This is a genomic window from Bradyrhizobium murdochi, from assembly GCF_000472965.1.
In the GTDB taxonomy this organism is placed as follows: Bacteria; Pseudomonadota; Alphaproteobacteria; order Rhizobiales; family Xanthobacteraceae; genus Bradyrhizobium; species Bradyrhizobium murdochi.
This window is the reverse complement of record NZ_AXAU01000003.1, coordinates 355,049-374,614: the sequence shown is the minus strand read 5'-3', so window position 1 is coordinate 374,614 and position 19,566 is coordinate 355,049. Positions and strand designations below refer to the sequence as shown.

Annotated in this window: 23 protein-coding genes; 15 read left to right on the top strand and 8 right to left on the bottom strand. The window is 61.3% G+C overall.

Annotated features, from left to right (window positions below):
- The first annotated feature begins 14 nt into the window (after positions 1-14).
- From YUO_RS0112495 to fabI, 3 genes are read left to right on the top strand one after another with little or no spacing between them, the layout of a single operon-like run.
- The gene (locus YUO_RS0112495) at positions 15-989 is read left to right on the top strand and encodes a phosphate acetyltransferase (RefSeq protein ID WP_028347564.1); all 975 of its coding nucleotides are present in this window, start codon (positions 15-17) and stop codon (positions 987-989) included.
- 5 nt (positions 990-994) lie between these two features.
- A complete protein-coding gene (locus YUO_RS0112490) occupies positions 995-2,209 on the top strand; it encodes an acetate/propionate family kinase (RefSeq protein WP_028347563.1) in 1,215 nt (404 codons plus the stop codon).
- Positions 2,206-2,997, top strand: coding sequence for an enoyl-ACP reductase FabI (gene fabI / locus YUO_RS0112485; protein WP_028347562.1), 792 nt, complete (start codon positions 2,206-2,208; stop codon positions 2,995-2,997). The genes YUO_RS0112490 and fabI overlap by 4 nt, the downstream gene beginning before the upstream one ends.
- Positions 2,998-3,006: 9 nt before the next feature.
- Here the strand turns inward: fabI and YUO_RS0112480 are convergent, their stop codons facing one another.
- Genes YUO_RS0112480 through YUO_RS0112470 form a run of 3 tightly spaced genes read right to left on the bottom strand, consistent with a single transcriptional unit; the run spans position 3,007 to position 4,789 of the window.
- On the bottom strand, positions 3,007-3,465 hold the full coding sequence (locus tag YUO_RS0112480) for a MaoC family dehydratase (RefSeq protein ID WP_028347561.1): 459 nt from the start codon (positions 3,463-3,465) through the stop codon (positions 3,007-3,009).
- Positions 3,466-3,487: 22 nt separating this feature from the next.
- Positions 3,488-4,138 (bottom strand): 3-oxoacid CoA-transferase subunit B, encoded by a 651-nt coding sequence (locus YUO_RS0112475; RefSeq protein ID WP_028347560.1) that lies wholly within the window; start codon positions 4,136-4,138, stop codon positions 3,488-3,490.
- A 3-nt stretch (positions 4,139-4,141) separates the two neighbouring features.
- Positions 4,142-4,789 carry a CoA transferase subunit A gene (locus YUO_RS0112470; RefSeq protein ID WP_028347559.1) on the bottom strand — a complete coding sequence of 216 codons (648 nt, stop codon included), beginning with the start codon at positions 4,787-4,789 and terminating at the stop codon, positions 4,142-4,144.
- A 366-nt stretch (positions 4,790-5,155) separates the two neighbouring features.
- Here YUO_RS0112470 and YUO_RS40570 point away from each other — a divergent pair, with 366 nt between their 5' ends.
- Together YUO_RS40570 and YUO_RS40565 are read left to right on the top strand one after the other, a co-directional pair.
- Positions 5,156-6,280, top strand: a complete 1,125-nt coding sequence (locus YUO_RS40570; RefSeq protein ID WP_156908602.1) for an AI-2E family transporter — start codon at positions 5,156-5,158, stop codon at positions 6,278-6,280.
- Positions 6,280-6,744 (top strand): potassium channel family protein, encoded by a 465-nt coding sequence (locus YUO_RS40565; protein WP_051379398.1) that lies wholly within the window; start codon positions 6,280-6,282, stop codon positions 6,742-6,744. The genes YUO_RS40570 and YUO_RS40565 overlap by 1 nt, the downstream gene beginning before the upstream one ends.
- Here YUO_RS40565 and YUO_RS0112450 read toward each other — a convergent pair.
- Positions 6,722-7,405, bottom strand: coding sequence for a helix-turn-helix domain-containing protein (locus tag YUO_RS0112450; RefSeq protein WP_028347558.1), 684 nt, complete (start codon positions 7,403-7,405; stop codon positions 6,722-6,724). The two genes, YUO_RS40565 and YUO_RS0112450, sit on opposite strands and share 23 nt — an antisense overlap.
- 280 nt (positions 7,406-7,685) lie before the next feature.
- Between YUO_RS0112450 and YUO_RS0112445 the strand changes: the two genes are divergently transcribed.
- From YUO_RS0112445 to YUO_RS0112435, 3 genes are all read left to right on the top strand, one after another.
- Entirely contained in the window at positions 7,686-9,524 is a 1,839-nt protein-coding gene (locus tag YUO_RS0112445; RefSeq protein ID WP_028347557.1) for a sensor histidine kinase, read from the top strand.
- 9 nt (positions 9,525-9,533) lie between these two features.
- A complete protein-coding gene (locus tag YUO_RS47145; protein WP_028347556.1) occupies positions 9,534-10,145 on the top strand; it encodes a response regulator transcription factor in 612 nt (203 codons plus the stop codon).
- A 223-nt stretch (positions 10,146-10,368) separates the two neighbouring features.
- On the top strand, positions 10,369-10,743 hold the full coding sequence (locus tag YUO_RS0112435) for a response regulator transcription factor (RefSeq protein ID WP_028347555.1): 375 nt from the start codon (positions 10,369-10,371) through the stop codon (positions 10,741-10,743).
- A gap of 20 nt (positions 10,744-10,763) precedes the next feature.
- Here the strand turns inward: YUO_RS0112435 and YUO_RS0112430 are convergent, their stop codons facing one another.
- On the bottom strand, positions 10,764-11,342 hold the full coding sequence (locus YUO_RS0112430; RefSeq protein ID WP_028347554.1) for an invasion associated locus B family protein: 579 nt from the start codon (positions 11,340-11,342) through the stop codon (positions 10,764-10,766).
- 8 nt (positions 11,343-11,350) lie between these two features.
- The gene (locus YUO_RS0112425; protein WP_035726614.1) at positions 11,351-12,226 is read right to left on the bottom strand and encodes an alpha/beta hydrolase family protein; all 876 of its coding nucleotides are present in this window, start codon (positions 12,224-12,226) and stop codon (positions 11,351-11,353) included.
- A gap of 175 nt (positions 12,227-12,401) precedes the next feature.
- On the opposite strand from YUO_RS0112425, the gene YUO_RS0112420 reads away from it, so the two are divergent.
- Positions 12,402-14,075, top strand: a complete 1,674-nt coding sequence (locus YUO_RS0112420; protein WP_028347552.1) for a SulP family inorganic anion transporter — start codon at positions 12,402-12,404, stop codon at positions 14,073-14,075.
- Between the two features lie 227 nt (positions 14,076-14,302).
- Positions 14,303-14,740: a hypothetical protein gene (locus YUO_RS0112415; protein WP_028347551.1), complete on the top strand. Its 438-nt coding sequence runs from the start codon at positions 14,303-14,305 to the stop codon at positions 14,738-14,740.
- Between the two features lie 43 nt (positions 14,741-14,783).
- Here the strand turns inward: YUO_RS0112415 and ppk2 are convergent, their stop codons facing one another.
- Positions 14,784-15,584 (bottom strand): polyphosphate kinase 2, encoded by an 801-nt coding sequence (ppk2, locus tag YUO_RS0112410; RefSeq protein WP_028347550.1) that lies wholly within the window; start codon positions 15,582-15,584, stop codon positions 14,784-14,786.
- A gap of 40 nt (positions 15,585-15,624) precedes the next feature.
- The gene (locus tag YUO_RS0112405) at positions 15,625-16,077 is read right to left on the bottom strand and encodes a hypothetical protein (protein WP_028347549.1); all 453 of its coding nucleotides are present in this window, start codon (positions 16,075-16,077) and stop codon (positions 15,625-15,627) included.
- Between the two features lie 163 nt (positions 16,078-16,240).
- On the opposite strand from YUO_RS0112405, the gene YUO_RS40560 reads away from it, so the two are divergent.
- The 5 genes from YUO_RS40560 to YUO_RS0112380 all read left to right on the top strand — a co-directional run bounded on the left by YUO_RS40560 (position 16,241) and on the right by YUO_RS0112380 (position 19,502).
- Entirely contained in the window at positions 16,241-16,690 is a 450-nt protein-coding gene (locus YUO_RS40560) for a hypothetical protein (protein ID WP_028347548.1), read from the top strand.
- Entirely contained in the window at positions 16,683-17,915 is a 1,233-nt protein-coding gene (locus tag YUO_RS0112395) for an HlyD family secretion protein (RefSeq protein ID WP_028347547.1), read from the top strand. Before YUO_RS40560 ends, YUO_RS0112395 begins: the two co-directional genes overlap by 8 nt.
- Before the next feature lie 10 nt (positions 17,916-17,925).
- On the top strand, positions 17,926-18,342 hold the full coding sequence (locus YUO_RS0112390) for a hypothetical protein (RefSeq protein WP_028347546.1): 417 nt from the start codon (positions 17,926-17,928) through the stop codon (positions 18,340-18,342).
- An 81-nt stretch (positions 18,343-18,423) separates the two neighbouring features.
- On the top strand, positions 18,424-19,221 hold the full coding sequence (locus tag YUO_RS0112385) for a DUF2092 domain-containing protein (protein WP_083754572.1): 798 nt from the start codon (positions 18,424-18,426) through the stop codon (positions 19,219-19,221).
- Positions 19,218-19,502 (top strand): hypothetical protein, encoded by a 285-nt coding sequence (locus tag YUO_RS0112380; RefSeq protein WP_035726612.1) that lies wholly within the window; start codon positions 19,218-19,220, stop codon positions 19,500-19,502. Before YUO_RS0112385 ends, YUO_RS0112380 begins: the two co-directional genes overlap by 4 nt.
- Positions 19,503-19,566 lie beyond the last annotated feature (64 nt).

Below are 19,566 nucleotides of genomic sequence, written 5' to 3'. Positions count from 1 at the left end.
TTCGGAGCGATGCCATGAGCGTAAAGCGATCCGAAGCCAGCGAGATCCAATCCGGATCAAAGTACGACCGCCTGATTGCGGCGGCCAAGGGCGTTCCCTCGGTTACAACCATTGTCGTGCATCCCTGCGACGAAAGCTCGTTGCGTGGTGCGATCGAGTCGGTGGAAGCAGGGATCATCAAGGCGATCCTCGTTGGCCCTGCCGCCAGGATCCGGGATACCGCCGCCAGGCACAAGCTGAACATTGCTGGCTACGAGATCATCGACACCCCGCCCACGGAAGCCGCGGCGGCGGCGAAGGGCGTGGAGCTGATTCACGAGGGCAAGGGTGAAGTCCTGATGAAAGGCAGCCTGCACACCGACGAGATCATGCGGGCCGTTACGGCAAAGGAGGGTGGACTGCGCACAAATCGGCGGATCAGCCATGTCTTCATCATGGATGTGCCGGCCTATACCGAGACGGTGTTTGTGACCGATGCCGCCATCAACATCGCGCCCGACCTCGATGTCAAGCGCGACATCATCCAGAACGCCGTCGATCTCTACAACGAGGTCGGCTTCGGCACGACGCCGCGGGTCGCAATCCTGTCGGCGGTCGAGACTGTCACCTCAAAAATTCCTTCGACCATCGAAGCTGCGGCGCTCTGCAAGATGGCAGACCGCAAGCAGATTACGGGGGCGTTGCTCGACGGGCCGCTCGCCTTTGACAACGCCATCGACATGGAGGCGGCGCGGATCAAGGGCATCAAGTCGGAAGTGGCCGGACGGGCGCAGATACTGGTCGTGCCCGACCTCGAATCCGGCAACATGCTGGCGAAGAATCTTTCCTATTTCGCCAAGGCTGACGGCGCCGGCATCGTGCTGGGTGCGCGCGTGCCGGTTGTGCTGACATCACGGGCGGATTCCGCGCGGTCGCGGATGGCTTCCGCTGCCGTGGCGGCCCTACAAGCCGATGCCCGACGGCGCAAAGCGCCAATTGCTGCAGCGTGACCGCCATGGATACGATCCTCGTCGTCAATGCCGGCTCCTCGAGCGTGAAGTTCCAGATATTCGCGGTAGAAGGCGAGGGCGCCTTGCGGCGGCAGGTCAAGGGGCAGATGGATGGGATCGGCAGCCGGCCGCGACTGCGCGCCAGCGGCGGCGCCGGCGATCCGCTGGCCGACCGCGCCTATCCGATCGAAGCGGTTGCCGACGTCTCAGCCGCAATGGCGGTCGCAGGTGCCTGGCTGCGCGATGAACTCAACATCAACCCCATCGCGGTTGGCCATCGCGTCGTCCATGGCGGGCCAGATCATGCCCACCCGGTGCTCATCGATCATGCCGTGGTGTCGCGGCTCGAGCGTTACGTATCGCTCGCGCCGCTGCACCAACCGCATAACCTTGCGCCGATCAGGACACTGCTGAACAACTTTCCGGCGCTGCCGCAGGTCGCTTGTTTCGATACCGCGTTCCACCGCGACCATGATGCGCTCGCGGATCATTACGCGATCCCGCATCAGCTTCATGCCGAAGGCATCAGGCGCTATGGCTTCCACGGCCTGTCTTACGAGTACATTGCAAAACGTCTGCCGCAGGTCGCGCCTGAGATCGCCGGCGGACGCGTGATCGTGGCCCATCTCGGCAGTGGCGCCTCGATGTGCGCAATGAAGAGCGGAAAAAGCGTCGAGAGCACGATGGGCTTCACGGCGCTCGATGGGCTTGCGATGGGAACACGGCCGGGCCAGCTCGACCCAGGCGTCGTACTTTATCTGATCGCAGAAAAAGGCATGTCGGCGTCGAATGTGCAAAATTTTCTGTACCGCGACTGCGGCCTGAAGGGCCTGTCCGGCGTCAGCAACGACATGCGGGAGCTCGAGACCAGCGGGGATCCGCGCGCAGCGTTCGCGATCGACTATTTCGTTTACCGGATCGGTCTCAACGCGGGCATGTTGGCGGCCGCGCTGCAGGGGATTGACGGCTTCGTATTTACAGCCGGGATTGGCGAGAACTCGGTTTCCATCCGTGCGCGCATTGCAGAGAAACTGGGCTGGCTCGGCGTCGCGCTCGATGCGGCCGAGAATGCCCGCCACGCCACCAGGATATCGCGGTCTGACAGCCGCGTTCCCGTTTATGTCGTACCCACCGACGAAGAGCTGATGATTGCGCAGCACACGCTGGCGCTGCTCATGAACCGGCAATCGCCAAACCAGAAACGCGAGAGAGTGTCATGAACATCCCGGTTTTTCCCGAGACCAACGTCGCGCTGAAAGGCAAAAAGGGGCTGGTGGTCGGCATCGCCAATGACCAGTCCATCGCCTGGGGCTGCGCCAAGGCGTTTCGTGCGCTGGGCGCCGACTTGGCGGTCACCTACCTGAATGAAAAAGCCAAGAAGCACGTCGAGCCACTCGCCAAGGCGTTGGAATCGCCGATCTTCATGCCGCTCGACGTCATGGTCGAAGGCGAGACCGAGAAAGTATTCGAGAAAATCGAGAAGGAGTGGGGGCAGCTCGACTTTCTGCTTCATTCCATTGCCTTCTCGCCCAAGGGCGCACTGCATGGCAGGGTGGTGGATGTCGACCGCGAAGGATTCCAGAAGACCATGGACGTCTCGTGCTGGTCCTTCATGCGCATGGCGCATTTGGCGGAACCGCTGATGAAGAACGGCGGCACGATGTTCACCATGACCTATTACGGCAGTCAGATGGTGGTGAAGAACTACAACGTGATGGGGGTCGCCAAGGCCGCGCTTGAAGCTGCGGTGCGCTACATCGCGGCCGAGCTCGGCCCCAGGGGCATTCGCGTCCACGCCATTTCACCGGGACCGCTCGCGACCCGCGCGGCATCGGGTATCCCGGAGTTTGACGAACTGATGGACAAGGCGCAGTCGCAGGCGCCAACGCGCCGCCTGGTCAGTATCGACGACGTCGGCAAGGCGACCGCCTTTCTCGCACTCGATGGCGCCAAGCTGATTACGGGCAGCGTGCTCTACATCGACGGCGGCTACCACATCATCGATTGAAGGCGTTGCCTAGCGGTAGTGCAAGCCGATCACCTCGGCAACGCAGGCGGGGCGCTGGCCGCCCTCGATCTCGATCACCACGCGATAATGCACCCGCAAGCCATTCGGCGGTACTTCCTCAGCCTCGGCTACGCTGACGCGGCCGCGCAGTTTCGATCCCGCCGGGACCGGCGAGAGATAGCGAATGCGGTCGGCACCATAGTTCAAGGTGTTCTTCAGTCCCTTGAGGCCCATCACGGAGCGGATGAACATCGGGGTCAGGCTGAGCGAGAGCAGGCCATGGGCGATGGTCTTGCCGCCCGGCATCTCCGCCTGGGCGCGCTCCTGGTCAACATGGATCCACTGCTCGTCGCAAGTCGCTTCGGCAAACTTGTTGATACGGTCTTGCGTCACCTCGATCCATTCGCTGGTGCCGACTTCCGTGCCGACGGCGGCTTTCAGTTCTTCAAATCCGTTGAATATCCGCATGGCTTTGATCCGCTTTGGCGCGTCACAGCTTCATTTCAGGCACCACGTCCGGAATGGCGAGTTCGGCTTCCGTCACCGCCAGTACCTCGGCGATCTTGAGGCCAGGCGCTGTTTCCATCAGGGTTGCCTTGCCGTCGGGAAAGGCGATGACAGCCATATCGGTGACGACCATGTCGACGGGACGCGCCGAGGTCAGGGGCAGACTGCATCTGGCAACGATCTTCGACTTGCCCTTAGCGGCATGTTGCATGGCGACGATTACGCGCTTGGCGCCGCTCACGAGATCCATGGCGCCGCCCATCCCCGGCACCATCTTGCCTGGGATCATCCAGTTGGCGAGGTGGCCGGCCGCATCGACCTGCAAGCCGCCCAGCACCGTAATGTCGACGTGACCGCCACGGATCAGGCCGAACGACATCGCGCTGTCGAACGTCGCGGCGCCGGGCAGGGCGCTTATTGGCTTGCCACCGGCGTCCGTCAGGAGCGGATGTGCCATGCCTTGCTCGGGTATCGGCCCGGTGCCGATCAGCCCATTCTCGGACTGAAAGAAGACCTTCAGCCCTTCGGGCACGTAGTTGGCAACGAGTGTCGGAATGCCGATGCCGAGGTTGACGAGGTTACCGGGGCGAAGCTCCTTCGCTACGCGCCGAGCAATGATGGTTTGTGCATCCATGGGTCACCCGTTCACAACGAGATAGTCGACCAAGGGGCCCGGCGTGACGACGTGGTCAGGCGCGATGACGCCGACCGGTACGATGTGCTCGGCGGTGACGATGACGGTATCGGCTGCCATCGCCATGACGGGATTGAAGTTGCGCGCGGTCAGCGCATAGGAGAGATTGCCGACATAGTCGGACAGAAAGGCGTGTACCAGCGCGAAATCGGCACGCAGCGCGGTCTCGAGCAGGAATGTCTTGCCGTTGACCTCGACCCTCTGCTTGCCTTGCTCGACGAGGGTACCCACGCCCGTCGGAGTCAATACGCCGCCGAGGCCGCAACCGCCGGCGCGGATGCGCTCGACGAAGGTACCCTGTGGAATCAGGTCCACCGTGATCTCGTTTGCCAGCATTTGCTGCTGCGCTTTCGGATTCAGCCCGATGTGGGTGCCGATCATCCTAGACACCTGTCCGCCCTCGAACAGCTTGCCGACACCCTTGCCGGGAACGGCCGCGTCATTGCTGATCAGGGCAATGTCGGCTTTCTTCTGCCGCACCAGCTCATCGAGCAGGCGTTCGGGCGTGCCGACGCCCATGAAGCCGCCAACCATGATGCTCGCGCCATTGGGGATCATCGCTACGGCTTCTTCGGCGGAAACAGACTTCATGTTTGGTCTCCGGCAAGCGATCGGAGGTGCAGTGATTGCCGGTAAATGTCACCGCGCCTCCAGCCGGGACCTTGATCTGCGTCAACGCTTCAGTTCCTCGGAACCTGCGCCGTGGTGCCCTCGAGTACTCTTCCCACAATTTGCGGACCTGCCGATACCATGCCTCGACAGCCGCAGCCCGGCATCGCGCATCGCCTTGAGCTCTTCGCTCTTGAGAAAGCGAATCTGTGCCTGGATGAGCCGGCTGCTCAGGTGGCGTTGGCGTCTACGCTGGCTGGTGCCTCGCAGTCGCAGGGCTTGATTTGAATCAAGCTGATCCGGAGTAAGCCGCATAATTCTTGTATTCGGCAGACATGGGGGTGCCGCTTGCGACCCATTCGACAGCTCCTCGCGGGAGAGGACGAAATCCAGCTTGCGGTCCGGCTCGCGCTTCTGGCGCTCCTGATCTACTGGTCGTTTGTCGTGATCCGGCCGTTCATTCCGATCCTCGCCTGGAGCGTCGTTCTGGCCGTGGCGCTTTATCCGGTCTTCAACTGGCTTTCGGGTCTGCTCGGCAATCGTCCGAAGCTCGCGGCGACCGTCCTGACGCTTATCAATCTCGGAATCGTCATCGGCCCCGCGACGTGGCTTGGCCTCGGTGCCGTGGAGGGGCTCCGCAGCTTCGCGGCGCAGCTCGGCGCCGGCACGCTGGCCATTCCGTCACCGCCCGCTGGCGTCAAGGATTGGCCAATCATCGGCATGCAGCTCTTTGCCCTCTGGGATCAGGCCTCGACCAACCTGCGCGCGGCGCTGCGTGAATTTGCCCCGCATCTGAAGCCGATGGCCGGCACGATGCTGGGCTTGGCCGGTGGCGCTGGCGTCGGAACGTTGAAGTTTCTCGTCGCGGTCGCACTGACCGGCTTCCTGCTACCGGCAGGGCCGCGGCTCGTGGCAGCCAGCCAGCGTTTCCTGTCCCGTGTTGTGGCCGAACGGAGCGAGAATTTTCTGGTGCTGGCGGGCGCGACCATCCGTTCCGTGGCACAGGGTGTAATCGGTATTGCGGTGGCGCAGGGACTGGTGATCGGGATGATCCTGAAGTTTGCGGACGTCCCGCGCGCGGGACTGCTGGCTTTTGCGGTGATGATGCTCGGCATCCTTCAGATCGGATCGGCCATCATTGTGATTCCCGTCCTTATCTGGATCTGGGTGACCAAGTCCTTTGCCGTGGCGCTACTGATCACCGCGTGCCTGCTACCGGCCTCGCTAGCCGATAATGTATTGAAGCCTATCGTGATGGGGCGCGGTCTGACCACGCCCTCACTTGTCATTTTCCTCGGCGTGATCGGCGGTACGCTGGCGCATGGCATTGTCGGCCTCTTCATCGGGCCGATCATCCTGGCGGTGGCCTGGGAATTGCTGACGGCATGGGTGCGCGACGATGAAGTGAGGGTAGCATCTGAAACCGAGCCTGTCGCAAAGACACGCACGACACACAACATTGGGACCGCGTGATGGGAGGTCAGCTTCTAGTCGGCTTCCTCGTCAGCATGATCAACATCATGATTCACGCATTGGCGACGATTGCCGCCATCAGTGTTGCGCGCGCCGTCGGCCTTAAACATACCTCAACGCCACGATTGCATCTGATGGCCGTCATGATTGCCACCGTGGTGGTGCTGAAGCTCGCGCACGGGATCGAAGTAGCCGTCTGGGCGCTATCCTATGCGCTGGTCGGTGCGGCCCCAGAGGGCAGTGACCTGCTCTATTTCGCCTTCGTCAACTACACGACGCTCGGCTATGGCGACGTCACGCCGGTCAAGGCATGGCAACTGCTCGGCCCAATGGCTGCGATGACCGGAATCCTGATGTTTGGCTGGTCCACGGCGGTTGTGTTCGAGGTGCTGATGAAAACGCTGGCGTATCTTGGTTCTACCGTGACCTTCGGCACGCCGTTCAGTTCTGGAGATCGAACCTAGCGAGCTTTTCGCGATCGAGCAGCACGATCTGGCGCTGCGTGTTGCCGATGAAGCCGAGGATATCAAGATCGTGCAGGCGTGACAGCGCGCGCGACACCGTTTCCAGCGTCAGGCCGAGATAGTCGGCGATATCGCGCCGGCACATCGGCAGGGCGAGGACGCCGGCGGCCGTTGACCGCCGGTCCATCTCAATCAAGAACGCGGCGACGCGCTCGAGCGACGTCTTGCGTCCGAGCAGCAGCATGTGGTCCTCGGCGTGCCGCAAACTGCTCGTGGTCATGCTGAGCAGATTGCGAGCAACCGTGACGTCGCTCTCGGCTACCAGCTCTAGACTGCGCCGCTTCATCAAGCGGACCGTCGTGTCAATGACTGCTTCGGCGGTGAAGCGGTGATCGGATCCGATCTCGAGACCGAAAATGTCGTTGGCGAGGTGGAAGGCGCCGATCTGACGTCGGCCGTCGGAGAGCAGCTTGTAGCTTCGTACCGCCCCGCTCACGACCTGGTAAACGTAATCAGCCGGCTCCTTCTCTCCAAAAATCTCGGTACCCTTCTTGTAGCTAAATTCATTCAAACTGATCCGTCGCGACAAACTATTTTGGGTGAGGCTTTCGCCAAAAATGCCGGGAAATTCACTGGAACTGTCGCTGATGCGGGCAAACATTGGACCATCTCCTTCGAAGGGTGAGGCTTCGGTGGTGGTCTTGATTGGGGCGCTCGAGGAATGCGACGCCGCTGTTGCATTCCCCGGAATCCACTTGCAGTGCAGGCATTTTCCCGATCGGCGCTGGCCAGTCCATTGTCCCAAAGGACAGGTTAGCGGAGGGATGCGTCAACATGGCTGCCCGGGTCATGGCTTGACGGCAACTGCGGGTTTTCGCCGAGATAGAGAGGTGTTAGATTCATTGCCGAGTTTGCCCGAAACTGCCTGCGGGGCCAGGCGCATGAGCGGAATCATTTCTTTCAAGGGCCTTATCGTCGTTTTGTTCGCATTGCTCGCGCCGACGTGCCTTTCGGCACAGCAGCAACGGCCGCACTCGATTCTCGTGCTCGATCAGTCGGATTTGCGCGGGCCATTCTATTATCAGGTGTTCGCAGGGCTACGCGATGTCGTGAGCAAACATTCCGATAGGCGTGTCACGCTCTACAGCGAAAGTCTCGATTTGAGCCGCTTTAACGGTCCGGCCTATGAGGAGGCCTTGAAGCGGTATTTGAAGGAGAAGTATCAGGGCAAGCCGCTCGGGACTGTGGTTGGGATTGGCGCGGCCACAACTGAACTTGTTCTCAAATGGCGCGACGAATTGTGGCCGGGCATGCCGATCGTCTTCGCCATGATCGACGAAGCGGATTTCGCGCGGCTCAAGCAGAAATCGAACGCCACCGGCGTTATCGTGAAGATACCGCTGGCGGACTCGATCCAAGCGGCGCGAGCTGTGGTGCCTGACCTCGATACAGTCGCGCTCGTTGGAGACGACTGGAACAATCTGGTCATTTACCGAAACTGGAACAGTGAAATCGCCGCATCCACTGCCGGTCTGAAGGTGATTGAGATCATCGGACAGAAGATGTCCGAGATTCGCAAGCAGGTCGCTGAATTGCCCGACCGAAGCGCGATCATCTATTCGGCCGTCTACTCGGACGGGGAGGACACGTTCTATCCGCCGGCTACCGCCGTCAAGCTCATTGCCGAGAAGGCGAACCGGCCAATTGTGGTGGCCGCAGAAACTTTTCTTGGCCCCGGAATCGGCGGATACGTGCTTGTTCCCTCAATGATCGGAGCGGAGGCCGCAAAGCTGGCGCTTCGCATCCTGGACGGTACAAGTGTATCGGACATTCAGCCGGTGTATGGAGGCGTGAAGCCGATCTTCGACTGGCCGCAGATGCAGCGCTGGAATGTGGGCGAGGCGAGTCTGCCCGAAGGTAGCGAGATCCGCTTTCGCGACCCCACGTTTATAGAAAAGTACCGCTGGCAGAGCATGGCCATCGCATCCGCTATATTGGCCCAGGCCGGATTGATCATGTTCCTGCTGCATGAGCGTCATCTGCGACGCAATGCCGAATTGGAGTCTCACCAGCGGATGACGGAGCTCGCGCATGTCAACCGGCAGGCAACGACCGGAGAATTGTCGTCGTCGATTGCGCATGAGCTCAATCAGCCGCTGGGATCAATCCTCACCAATGCCGAGACTGCCGAGCTAATCCTCAAATCGGACAAGCCCGACCTCGGAGAGATCAGGGAAATTCTCGCTGATATCAAGCGCGACGACCAGCGCGCCGGCGAGGTGATCCGCCGCTTGCGCGGTTTCCTGAAGCGGACGCCGTTCGAGACGCGGGATATAGATCTCAACGAGGTCATGGGTGAGGCGTTCAAGTTTCTGTCCGTCCAGGCATCGGCACGCAATGTCGCGTTATATCTGCAGACGGTGCCGGGTACGCTGCGTATCAAAGGCGACCCGATCCAGCTGCAGCAGGTCATCCTCAATCTGGTGGTCAATGCCATGGATGCGATGGCGACAATTCCCTATGGCCGCACGGTGATCGGCCGCACCGAACTAAACGATGGATCGTCGGTTGTAATCTCGATTTCTGATTCCGGACCCGGCATTCCGGCCGACAAGCTCGCCCAGGTGTTCGATCCCTTCTTCACCACCAAGGACCAGGGCATGGGAATTGGGCTTTCTATTGCACGCACCATCATTCTCGCCCACAAGGGGCAGATCTGGGCCGAGAACCAGAGCGGCGGCGGGGCGGCGTTTCATTTCACCTTGCCGCTGGCCGCATAGGAGGGAGCGATGTCCGGTCGCGTTCATGTCGTCGACGATGATGCGTCCTTCCGCACCGCGATCGAGCGGCGGCTGACACTTGCGGGTTACCAGGTGGCGACCTATCCGTCGGCGCAACAATTGCTCGACTGTCCGCCCGACGAGAATGAGCCTTGTTGCATCCTGCTCGACGTGCGGATACCCGGCTTGAGCGGGCCGGAGCTACAGGGGCGTCTGAACGCGCTCGGCTCAACCCTGCCGATCGTATTCCTAACGGGGCATGCCGACACGCCGACGACAGTGCGGACCATCAAAGCTGGCGCGGAGGATTTCCTCACCAAGCCGGTCGAGTCGGAAGAGTTGCTCGGCGCAATCGAGCGCGCGATGGCCCGTCATGCCATCACGCGCGGAGAGCAACACAGGCTGGAAGAGATGCGAACGCTGTTGGCCGCGCTGACGGCGCGTGAGCGCCAGGTATTTGAACTTGTGGTGCGCGGCAAGCTCAACAAGCAGATCGCACATGAGCTGGGAACGACGGAGCGCACCATCAAGGCGCACCGGCATCAGGTCATGGAGAAGATGAAGGTGCAATCTCTGGCGGAACTGGTCAGGATGGCGGAGCGGCTCGGGGTACTAAGCTAGTGCTGTCAATACAATCAATGGTTGCAGGCCCCGAAATGATTCAGCAATAGTGCTGATGTCCGAAAGGACAATATGAAAGCCCTTGGTGAAGCGTAGCTTCCAAGCAGGGCTGACATGCGCTGGCTTTCTTGGAACCTCAGCCGATTTTGAAGGTTAGCGAGCCGGCTCCGATGACTAATACCGGCTGCCTTTGTAGGTAGAATGAACTGTAAGGCCAAGTACCTTGGACCAGCGCAAAGTCGTTTTTGTCGTCGACGACGACCCTTCCATGCTCAAGGGCGTGCGCCGCCTGCTTAAGCAGCACGGCTTTGAAACCGTGCCGTTCGAAACGGCCAAAGCCTTGCAGGATCACGACGATTTCGAGCAGGCCATTTGCCTCGTGGTCGATGTCAATCTAGGCGATGGATCGGGCATCGAACTGCGCCACCGCCTGGCGGAAGCAGGCGTGTCCCTGCCTGTGATCTACATCACAGGGAACGACAGTGACGCGACGCGGATGGCTGCGATGGCTTCTGGCTGTGTCGCCTACCTGACAAAGCCGTTCCCAGCTCAGTCGCTGATCGAGCCGATCAAAAGGGCGGCTGCCGCTTCTGAATAGGACGGCCCAGGCTTACTTACTCACTCGTCGATGTTCTGCGCAAAGATCTTTGTCGGCGCGCCCTTGCGGGTGGCGGCGAACTGGTTGAGTGGCACTGATGTGGTGACGGCAAGCATGTTGGTGTCGACGACCTCAATGATGAGATTAGCTCCGCTCTCCATTTCTCCGAGCAGATCCGGATTAGCGGTGTCGCCGGCAATGCAGGTGTTGGTCAGGCACCAGGTGTAGGGAATGTTGTGCGCCATCCCCTTGTCGACCGTGAGTTTGGCACCGGCCGGCATGTAGAGTCCCACGGGCAGAAAAAGTTGCAATCTTACTATGTTGTCGCCTTCGCGCTCGACAACATAGGCGCGCACTGCAATCTGGCCCGTTTCGAAATGGCCAGCGATCGTCGTCCGGCAGACCATCTTGGCGCCGCCCGGCTTGAAGCAGACTTTTTCCCAATCGCCATATTTGATGGCGCGGGCCTCGCGCTGGCCGCGTACGGCGAATTCGTCCGCGGCAGATTTGGGGGCGGCCTGTTGCGCCATTACCCAGCTCGTCGCCGGCGAGGCGAGAGCAATACCAAGGAGCATGCCAGGCAACGGTGAATGGTGCATTGGCTCCTTCACTTGTGCTTGTCCAGGAAGGCACTGACGAGCGGCGACCAGATCGGAACGGCCTCCGCTGCGCCGATGAAGAAATGACCGTCGCTGCCATGTGACGGGAAGAGGTGATACTCGGCATTGCCTCCCGCGTCGGTAAACGCCGCGTGCATCCGCTTCGACAGTTCGGGTCCGAAGAAGGTGTCGTTCTCGATATAGATCCAAAGCATCGGTACGCGGGAGGTGCGGCCGAACGCGGCGGTTGCCTCGACCAGTTTTTCGGGGCCGCAATTGTTATTCGGCTTGCCGTCGACGCGGCCGCCGCGCCCGGCCGCAAAAACGACGATCGCCTTGACAGGCGGCGGATTGACGCTCGAGAGCGCGATCGAACCCCAGCCGCCGGCGGATTGGCCGATCACGATGACATTATCGGGCACGATCCGCTTCAGCGTGCTCATGTATTCGATGATCCAGAGGTTGAGCTGGGCAGCTGCAAGTCCGGCATCGCGAAAATTCGGATTGCTGCATTTTCCGATCTTCGAAAAGAACGCGGCGAAGAGGCCTGCTTCCGGCACGTCGATAGCGGCCGCGCCATAACCGGGACCTGAGGGCGCTACCACCATATAGCCGCGGCGCGTGAACCACATCGCGGCGTCGCGGAATTCGACCAGCGGAAAGAAACCGCGCTGCACTGGATCAAGCGAGACACCGTGATTCATGATGGCGAGCGGGAAGGGGCCGTCGCCGACCGGGCGTACCACATAGGCGATGGTCGGCGCGGGAAGGGGGAGTGCCCACACCTCCTCCTGTAACCGCGGCGGATCAGCGGCCGCCGCCGCGAGCGAGGCTCTCGCCATAGCCGCCGCGATGATGAGGAACCTCCACACACGGCGGTGCATGCGTAGCGCTCCGGCCAGAGATCTGCACATGAGTCTTTGCTGCAAGCGGGACGAAGCCTTGATCTGGATCAACGGGGGATCAGGCAGCAAGGGTGCAGGTACTGTTACTGGTCCTATTGCTCTGCGGAAGATTGCGCACCGTGGAAGTCATGCAAGGTTGAACCAGGGGCTGGCCATGAAATCGATACGGCCAAGAGTCTTTCCGCCCGCGGAGTGGCTCGCTGGCTATCGCGCCTCCTGGCTGCGTCCCGACATCATTGCAGGCGTCACCCTCGCAGCCTATGCAATCCCGGTCTCGCTGGCTTATGCCGCGCTCGCCGGCCTGCCGCCACAGGTCGGGGTCTACGGCTATATGCTCGGCGGCATCGGCTATGCTCTGCTTGGGTCCTCCAGACAATTGGCGGTCGGTCCGACTTCAGCAATCTCGCTGATGATCGCGGCAACGGTCGGGCCACTGGCCGCCGGTGATGGTGTCCGCTACGCGCAGATCGCGAGTCTTGCCGCCATTGCAGTCGCGTCGCTCTGCCTGATTGCATGGCTGTTCAGGCTCAGCATGCTGGTGCGCCTCGTCAGCGACAGCATTCTCGTCGGCTTCAAGGCCGGGGCAGGCCTCACCATCATCATGACCCAGTTGCCGAGCCTGTTCGGGGTTGCCGGCGGCGGGCGCAATTTCTTCGACCGCGCCGCCAAGCTAGTCGGTCAGCTCGGCGATGTGCACCTGATCGTGCTGGCAATCGGTGTTGCAGCGATCGTGCTGCTGCTGGTTGGCGCTCGGTTGTTGCCGGGAAGACCGGTCGGGCTCGCTGTCGTGATCCTGTCCATCCTCATGGCGACAATCCTTGGGCTGCCTGCGCTGGGCGTCGCGGTTACCGGAGAAATACCGAAGGGACTGCCAAGTCTAGCCATGCCGACTTTCGGGCTGCTGGAACCTGACGAGTTGTTTCCGCTTGCTGCCGGCATTTTGCTGCTGGCGTATGTGGAGGGCGTCTCAGCCGCGCGAAGCTTTGCGGCCAAGCATGGTTACGCCCTCGATGTGCGGCAGGAGTTTCTGGGATTGGGCGCCGCAAACCTCGCGGTGTCGCTGGGGCATGGTTATCCCGTCGCGGGCGGATTATCGCAGTCCGCGGTCAACGATCAGGCCGGAGCTCGCACGCCGCTTGCGCTGGTCGTCTGTTCGGCCACGCTGGCGATCTGCCTGCTCTTTCTTACCGGACTGCTGACGAACCTTCCCAAGGCGGTGCTGGCAGCGATCGTTTTCACCGCGGTCTACAAGCTCGTCGATGTTGCAGCACTCGTCCGCATGTGGCGGATCAGCCGCATCGATTTCTATGCTGCGGCGATCGCGCTGATTTCGGTGCTGGTGCTCGGCATCCTGCAAGGCATATTGCTGGCTGCGATCGCTTCCATCTTCCTGCTCCTGGCACGCGCCTCGCAGCCTAACGTGGCATTCCTCGGCCGCCTGCCTGGGACTGGGCGTTACGCCGACAGCGCGCGAAACCCGGATGTTGAGCCGCTCGTCGGCATCATCGCGTTTCGTCCCGAAGCGTCACTGCTTTACATCAACGCCGAAACTGTCCTGGAAACGGTACTGGCGAGAGTCCAGGCCGCGCCAGATACGAAGTTGGTCGTCTGCGGCCTCTCGTCTTCACCCTTCATTGATCTCGCGGGCGCCAAAATGCTGCACGACGTTCATGGCGAGCTTTCCGCTCGCGGCATCGCATTCCAGATCGTCGGCGCCCGCGGGCAGGTCCGCGATGTCTTGCAAGCAGACGGGCTGGCGGAAAAAACCGACAGCGCCAATTGGACCCGACGGATGGACAGTGTGCTCGGCGATCTGAAGGTCGGCTGACTCTTGCTGCATTGCGACGCGCGCGACCGTGCGGAACGTGCGGCTTCGCTCTCAAGGGTCAGCATTCGTTGACTTGGATCAAAGTCCGCCATCAGGGCCAGCACGAGCATCGACGAAGCGCCCCCGCGTAGATCTGGAGAGCAAAATGATCCTCGCGCGATAGGCCGGCCTGCATTTCCGAGCCCGGGTCATGGGGACTTGGGCTCAAACCTAAAAAAGGAAGCCTGATGACGAAATCTCGAAGAATGATGCTGGGAGCGGCGCTGGGATTTCTGGGTTCAGCCGCTTTGGCGACACCGAGCCTGGCCGAGGTCGGCCAGGTAGCCGTCGTCTTCACCAAGGGCGGATTTATCGTCGGCGTTGGCGGCGGGCAGGGTGTGCTGACCTTCCGCGGCAAGAAATATCCCTTCACGGTGTCAGGCATGAGCGTGGGCTTCACCATCGGAGCATCGACCACCAAGTTCGTTGGCCGGGCGTTGAATCTGCGAAGTCCTGGCGATCTGGCCGGTAGCTATGCCGTGGGCGGGGCCGGCGGCGCGCTCGCCGCAGGGGCCGGCGGTGTGCAGTTGCAGAATGCCAAGGGTGTGATCCTGCAGCTCAGTGGACCAAGGGTCGGCGTGGAAGCTTCTGCCGCCGTGGGTGGCGTTACCATCGCGATGCAATGAGTAGCGTGGCGGGAGCCGTCTTGCGCGGCTCCCTGCCTGCCGCCTAGTAGCGTTCCTCGACGAACTTCATCCCGCGTAGGCTCGACTGGTCGTCGTAGCGTCCTTTATTGGACCGTTTCGGCAACTCGACCTTATCGCGCCTTATGTTTTTGTACGGAATTGTCTTGAGGATGTGCGAGATGACGTTGAGGCGCGCGCGCCGCTTATCGTTGGAGCGGATCAGCCGCCAGGGCGCATGCTTGGTGTCGGTTGCCTTGAACATCATGTCGCGCGCCCGCGAGTAGTCGTACCATCGCCCGAACGACTCGGTGTCCATGGGGCTGAGCTTCCACTGCCGCAACGGGTCCTCGATGCGGGCCTGGAAGCGTAGTTCCTGCTCCTCCATGCCGACCTCGAGCCACAGCTTGATCAGGATGATACCGCCATCGACAGCAAACTTCTCGACCTGCGGACACAGGTCCAGAAAACGCTTGTGCTCCTCCGGACTGCAAAATCCCATCACATATTCGACGCCGGCGCGGTTGTACCAGCTGCGGTCGAAGATCACGATCTCGCCACCGGCGGGGAACTGCTCGACATAGCGCTGCAGGAAAAGTTGGCTCTTCTGCCGGTCGGACGGCGTGGGCAGGGCGCAGACACGGAACACCCGCGGGCTCACCTTTTCCGTGATCGCCTTGATCGTGCCGCCCTTGCCGGCGGCGTCGCGACCCTCGAACAGGATGATCACCTTCAGTTTTTGCGTTTTCACCCATTCCTGCAAATGGCAGAGCTCCACCTGCAGTTTGCGCAGCTCCTTTTCATATGCCTTCCGCTTCATCTTCGACGGAGCGCCGTCCCTGGCCATGCTATGATCCTCCGTTCGACTGCGATCGGACGCGGAACGGCTAGCCGTCCCAGCTTATCGTGATAGCGATGTCGCCCGGCATGCCGCCCGGAAAATCGATGATCTGGTAGCTGATGCGGTAGCCGCGGGGCTGAAGATAATCGCTCCAGAGCTGGTAGATTTCCTTTGGGATTCCGGTGAGCGTCTTTTCCCACCCTGCTTCCATCTGATTGATGGCGCGGCCACGGTCGGTGCACAGCGAGTTCGGGAAGCGGTAGACCTGCACTTCGGTCAGGCCGTGGCGCACCGCGCGCTGGATCACGGTAGAGGCGAGCTGGACCTTCTCATCTTCGGAGAGGCCTGACGGCTTGCTGAGCCTGTCGATCAGCGCCTTCTTCTCGGCCTCGGCCGCCGCCAAGCGCTTGGCGTGCTCCTCTGCTTTCTGGGCCTCCTTCAGGGCCGCTTGTTTCTGGATGTCCTTTGCGCTGGGGATCAGGTCGTCGATTTTGGGCATGGCAAGCCTCTCCTGAATGACTGTGTGCCGCCTCTTGCCCTCCAACGTTAGGGCCGCGGTGGCGGGGCACCCCTTGATCCAGATCAAGCATCGTCAGGGCAGGGGGCCGCACTGTGGCGGGNGNGACTGCGGCNCACCCGCCTGTACGAGTGGGAGGACAGCCTTGAGCGACCAGATGCATCCGGCAGCTCCCCATCATCTGCCGTTCTTCATTCCCGGCGCCGACGGGTCGGACACCCTGATGGTGGTGATGGGAGTTTTTCTTGTGGCGACCGTATTGTGGGTAGGCAATCTGTATTTGAGACTGCACAGCCTGCCGGAGCGCATGGCGCACCGGACGCACAAGCTGCAGTTCGAGATCGTCGCCGTCCTCGGCCTGATCTCCCTTTTCACGCACATGCACATCTTCTGGATCGCGGGCCTACTGCTCGCGATGATCGACCTGCCGGACTTCGGCACGCCGATCCGCAGCATCGCCGGGTCAGTCGAACGGATTGCGGGCGCGGGCCCAGACGCGCCGGATGCAGTAGCCGCAGCCGAACCCAAATCAAAAATATCCGATCAGTTCGGCGTCAAGACTGCCGAAAGGGAAAAGGTGCGCGGCCATGCTTGAGCTGATGATCTGCTCGCTCGTGACGATCCTGCCCGATTACCTCTATCGCCGCTACGTGCAGGGCAAGCGGTTTGGCAAGGAGATTACTTTCTTCTCCGTCTGGTATGAGCTGCGCTGGGGAATAACGGGTTGCCTGATGCTCACGATCGGGCTGATCACGATGATCTTCTACTACCATCCCTCGACCACATCAGCGGCGATCTATTTCCGCACGGTGCCGATCCTGCCTGAAGGTTCAGGCCGCGTCGCCGAGGTTAATGCGGGCTTCAGCCAGGCCGTGAAGAAAGGCGATGTGCTTTTCCGGCTCGACAGCTCGAAGCAGCAGGCCGCGCTGGAGACCGCCACGCGCAAGGCCGCCGAGGTCGATGCAGCGCTGATCTCGGCGCGCTCCGACGTCGTCAAGGCTGAGGCCCAGATCGCAGAGGCGAAGGCTTCCCTTCAACAGGCCAGGGACGAGTTGGACGTGAAGAGCGAGCTACAGCGTCGTAATCCCGGCATCGTGCCACAACGCGACATCGAGAAGCTGCAGGTGGTGGTCGATCAGCGGCAAGCCGGCGTCGACGCGGCGAATGCCGTCAAGGAATCCGCCGCGCTACGGGTCTCCACGTTGCTGCCGGCGGAGAAGGCAAGCGCTGAGGCTGCCATGGCCCAGGCGCAGGTCGATCTGGATAAGACCTATGTTCGAGCTGGCGTCGATGGCCGCGTGGAGCAATTTCTCGTGCGTACCGGCGACGTCGTCAATCAACTGATGCGGCCTGCGGGCCTATTGATACCGGAGGGTGCCGGTCGGATCAGCCTCCAAGCCGGCTTCGGCCAGATCGAGGCCCAGGTCATGAAGCCGGGCATGATCGCGGAGGCGACCTGCATCTCAAAGCCGTGGGTCATCATTCCGCTCGTGGTCACCAGCGTGCAGGACTATATCGCCGCCGGTCAATTTCGATCCGGTGAACAACTGATCGACCCGCAGAGTCTGCGGCAGCCCGGCACGATTTTGGCCTTCCTCGAGCCGCTCTACAAGGGCGGCCTCGAGGGCGTGACCCCGGGCTCAAGCTGCATCGTCAATGCCTATACCAGCAATCATGACGTGATCGCTGACCCCAAGACCGGCCGGCTGAAGGGCCTTGCCCTGCATGCCGTCGATGCGACCGGACTCGTGCATGCGTTGCTGTTGCGCATCCAGGCGCTGTTGCTGCCGGTCAAGACGCTGGTGCTGAGCGGGCATTGAGGAGAAAGCGATGAAATCGACGTACAAAAATTCAGCGCTTTCTGCATTGCTCGCGGGCGCGTGCTTCTTCATGCCTGGCCCTGCCATAGCTTTCGACCTCAACGGAGCCTGGGTGAGCGATGCCGAGAACTGCGCCAAGGTCTTCGTTCGAAAGGGCACGCAGGTGACCTTTACCGACATGTCCGACGTTTATGGCGGCGGTTTCATCATCGAAGGCGACCAGATCACCGGCAAGTACGCACGCTGCCGAATCAAGGCGAAGACGAATGAAGGCTCGAACATTAATTTGCTCGCGGCCTGTGCTTCCGACATCATGCTGCAGAATGTGCAATTCAGTCTCAGGGAAGGTGATGCCAACACCGTGATCCGGATGTTCCCGGGCATATCAGGCATGGAAATCAAGTATGCGCGCTGTCCCGCATCTTAGCCGATAAGAGCAGCTTGATTCATGTCAAGGTTGGCTCCCATGGATGCGCGCTCAATGGCGCGCATCCAGGGAGGAGCACAAATGACCCAGGGCTCACATCTTCGGACCATGATCCGAGTTTCGGCGGCAACCGCCGCAATCGCCATTCTATCGGCCGCAGCAAACGAGAAAGCACGCGCCGACGATCCTGCCAAGGTGTTGAAAGCGATGTCGGACTATCTGGCGGGCCAGAAGTCGCTCTCGGCGAAGTTCGAGAGCGATGTCGAGGTCGTCACGCCAGAACTGCAGAAGATCCAGTTCACCAGCTCCGGCGAGATGAAGATGAACCGGCCCGACAAGCTGCGTGTCCGCCGTACCGGCGGCTATGCGGATGTCGAACTGGTCTACGATGGCAAGACAGTTTCACTCTACGGCAACAACGCGAAGGCCTATGTGCAGGCCGATATTGCCGGCGGCACCGACAAGATGATTGACACGCTGCATGGCCATTCGAGCGCTGGCTTGCCCGGCGCGGACCTTCTGCTGTCCAATTCATACGACGAACTGATGGCCAATGTGATCCAGGGCAGCCATATCGGCCAGGGCGTGGTGGATGGTGTCGAGTGCGAGCACCTGGCCTTTCGCGGACCTGATACGGATTGGCAGATCTGGATCGAGACCGGCGCAAAGCCCGTGCCGCGCAAATACGTGATTACCAGCAAGACCGTCACCGGCGCTCCGCAATACACGTTGAGGATCAGGGACTGGAAGACGGACGCCATTGCCGAGGCGGACTTCACGTTCAAGCCGCCGGCCGACGCGATCAAGGTCGCGCTCGATTCCACAGCCATGATCGAATTCGACGAGATTCCCCCCGGCACACCAGGAGCAAAGAAATGACCGTCTTGCCACGCAAGCTGATCGTACCCGCTGCCGCCGCTGTCGCGCTTGCCGGCGGCTTGTTCTGGAACGGAGAGATGACCATCGATACTGGTTTGATCTCCTCTGCCGAGGCGCGCATCGGGCGTCCGTTGACCCCGATGAGCTACGCCGGCGTGGCACGCCGCACGACACGCCGTGCGGTCGCTGTTGGCGCGGGCGCAGCGGCCGCCGGAGCCTATTACGGGTCAGGCTGCGTCCAGGCCGTAGACGCCTACGGCCGCGTCGTCACACGCTGCTAGAAGCGGTAATTGGCTGCCGTCGAGCCCGCGGTTCGCTGCAGTTTCCTCGCGCGCTGAATCATGC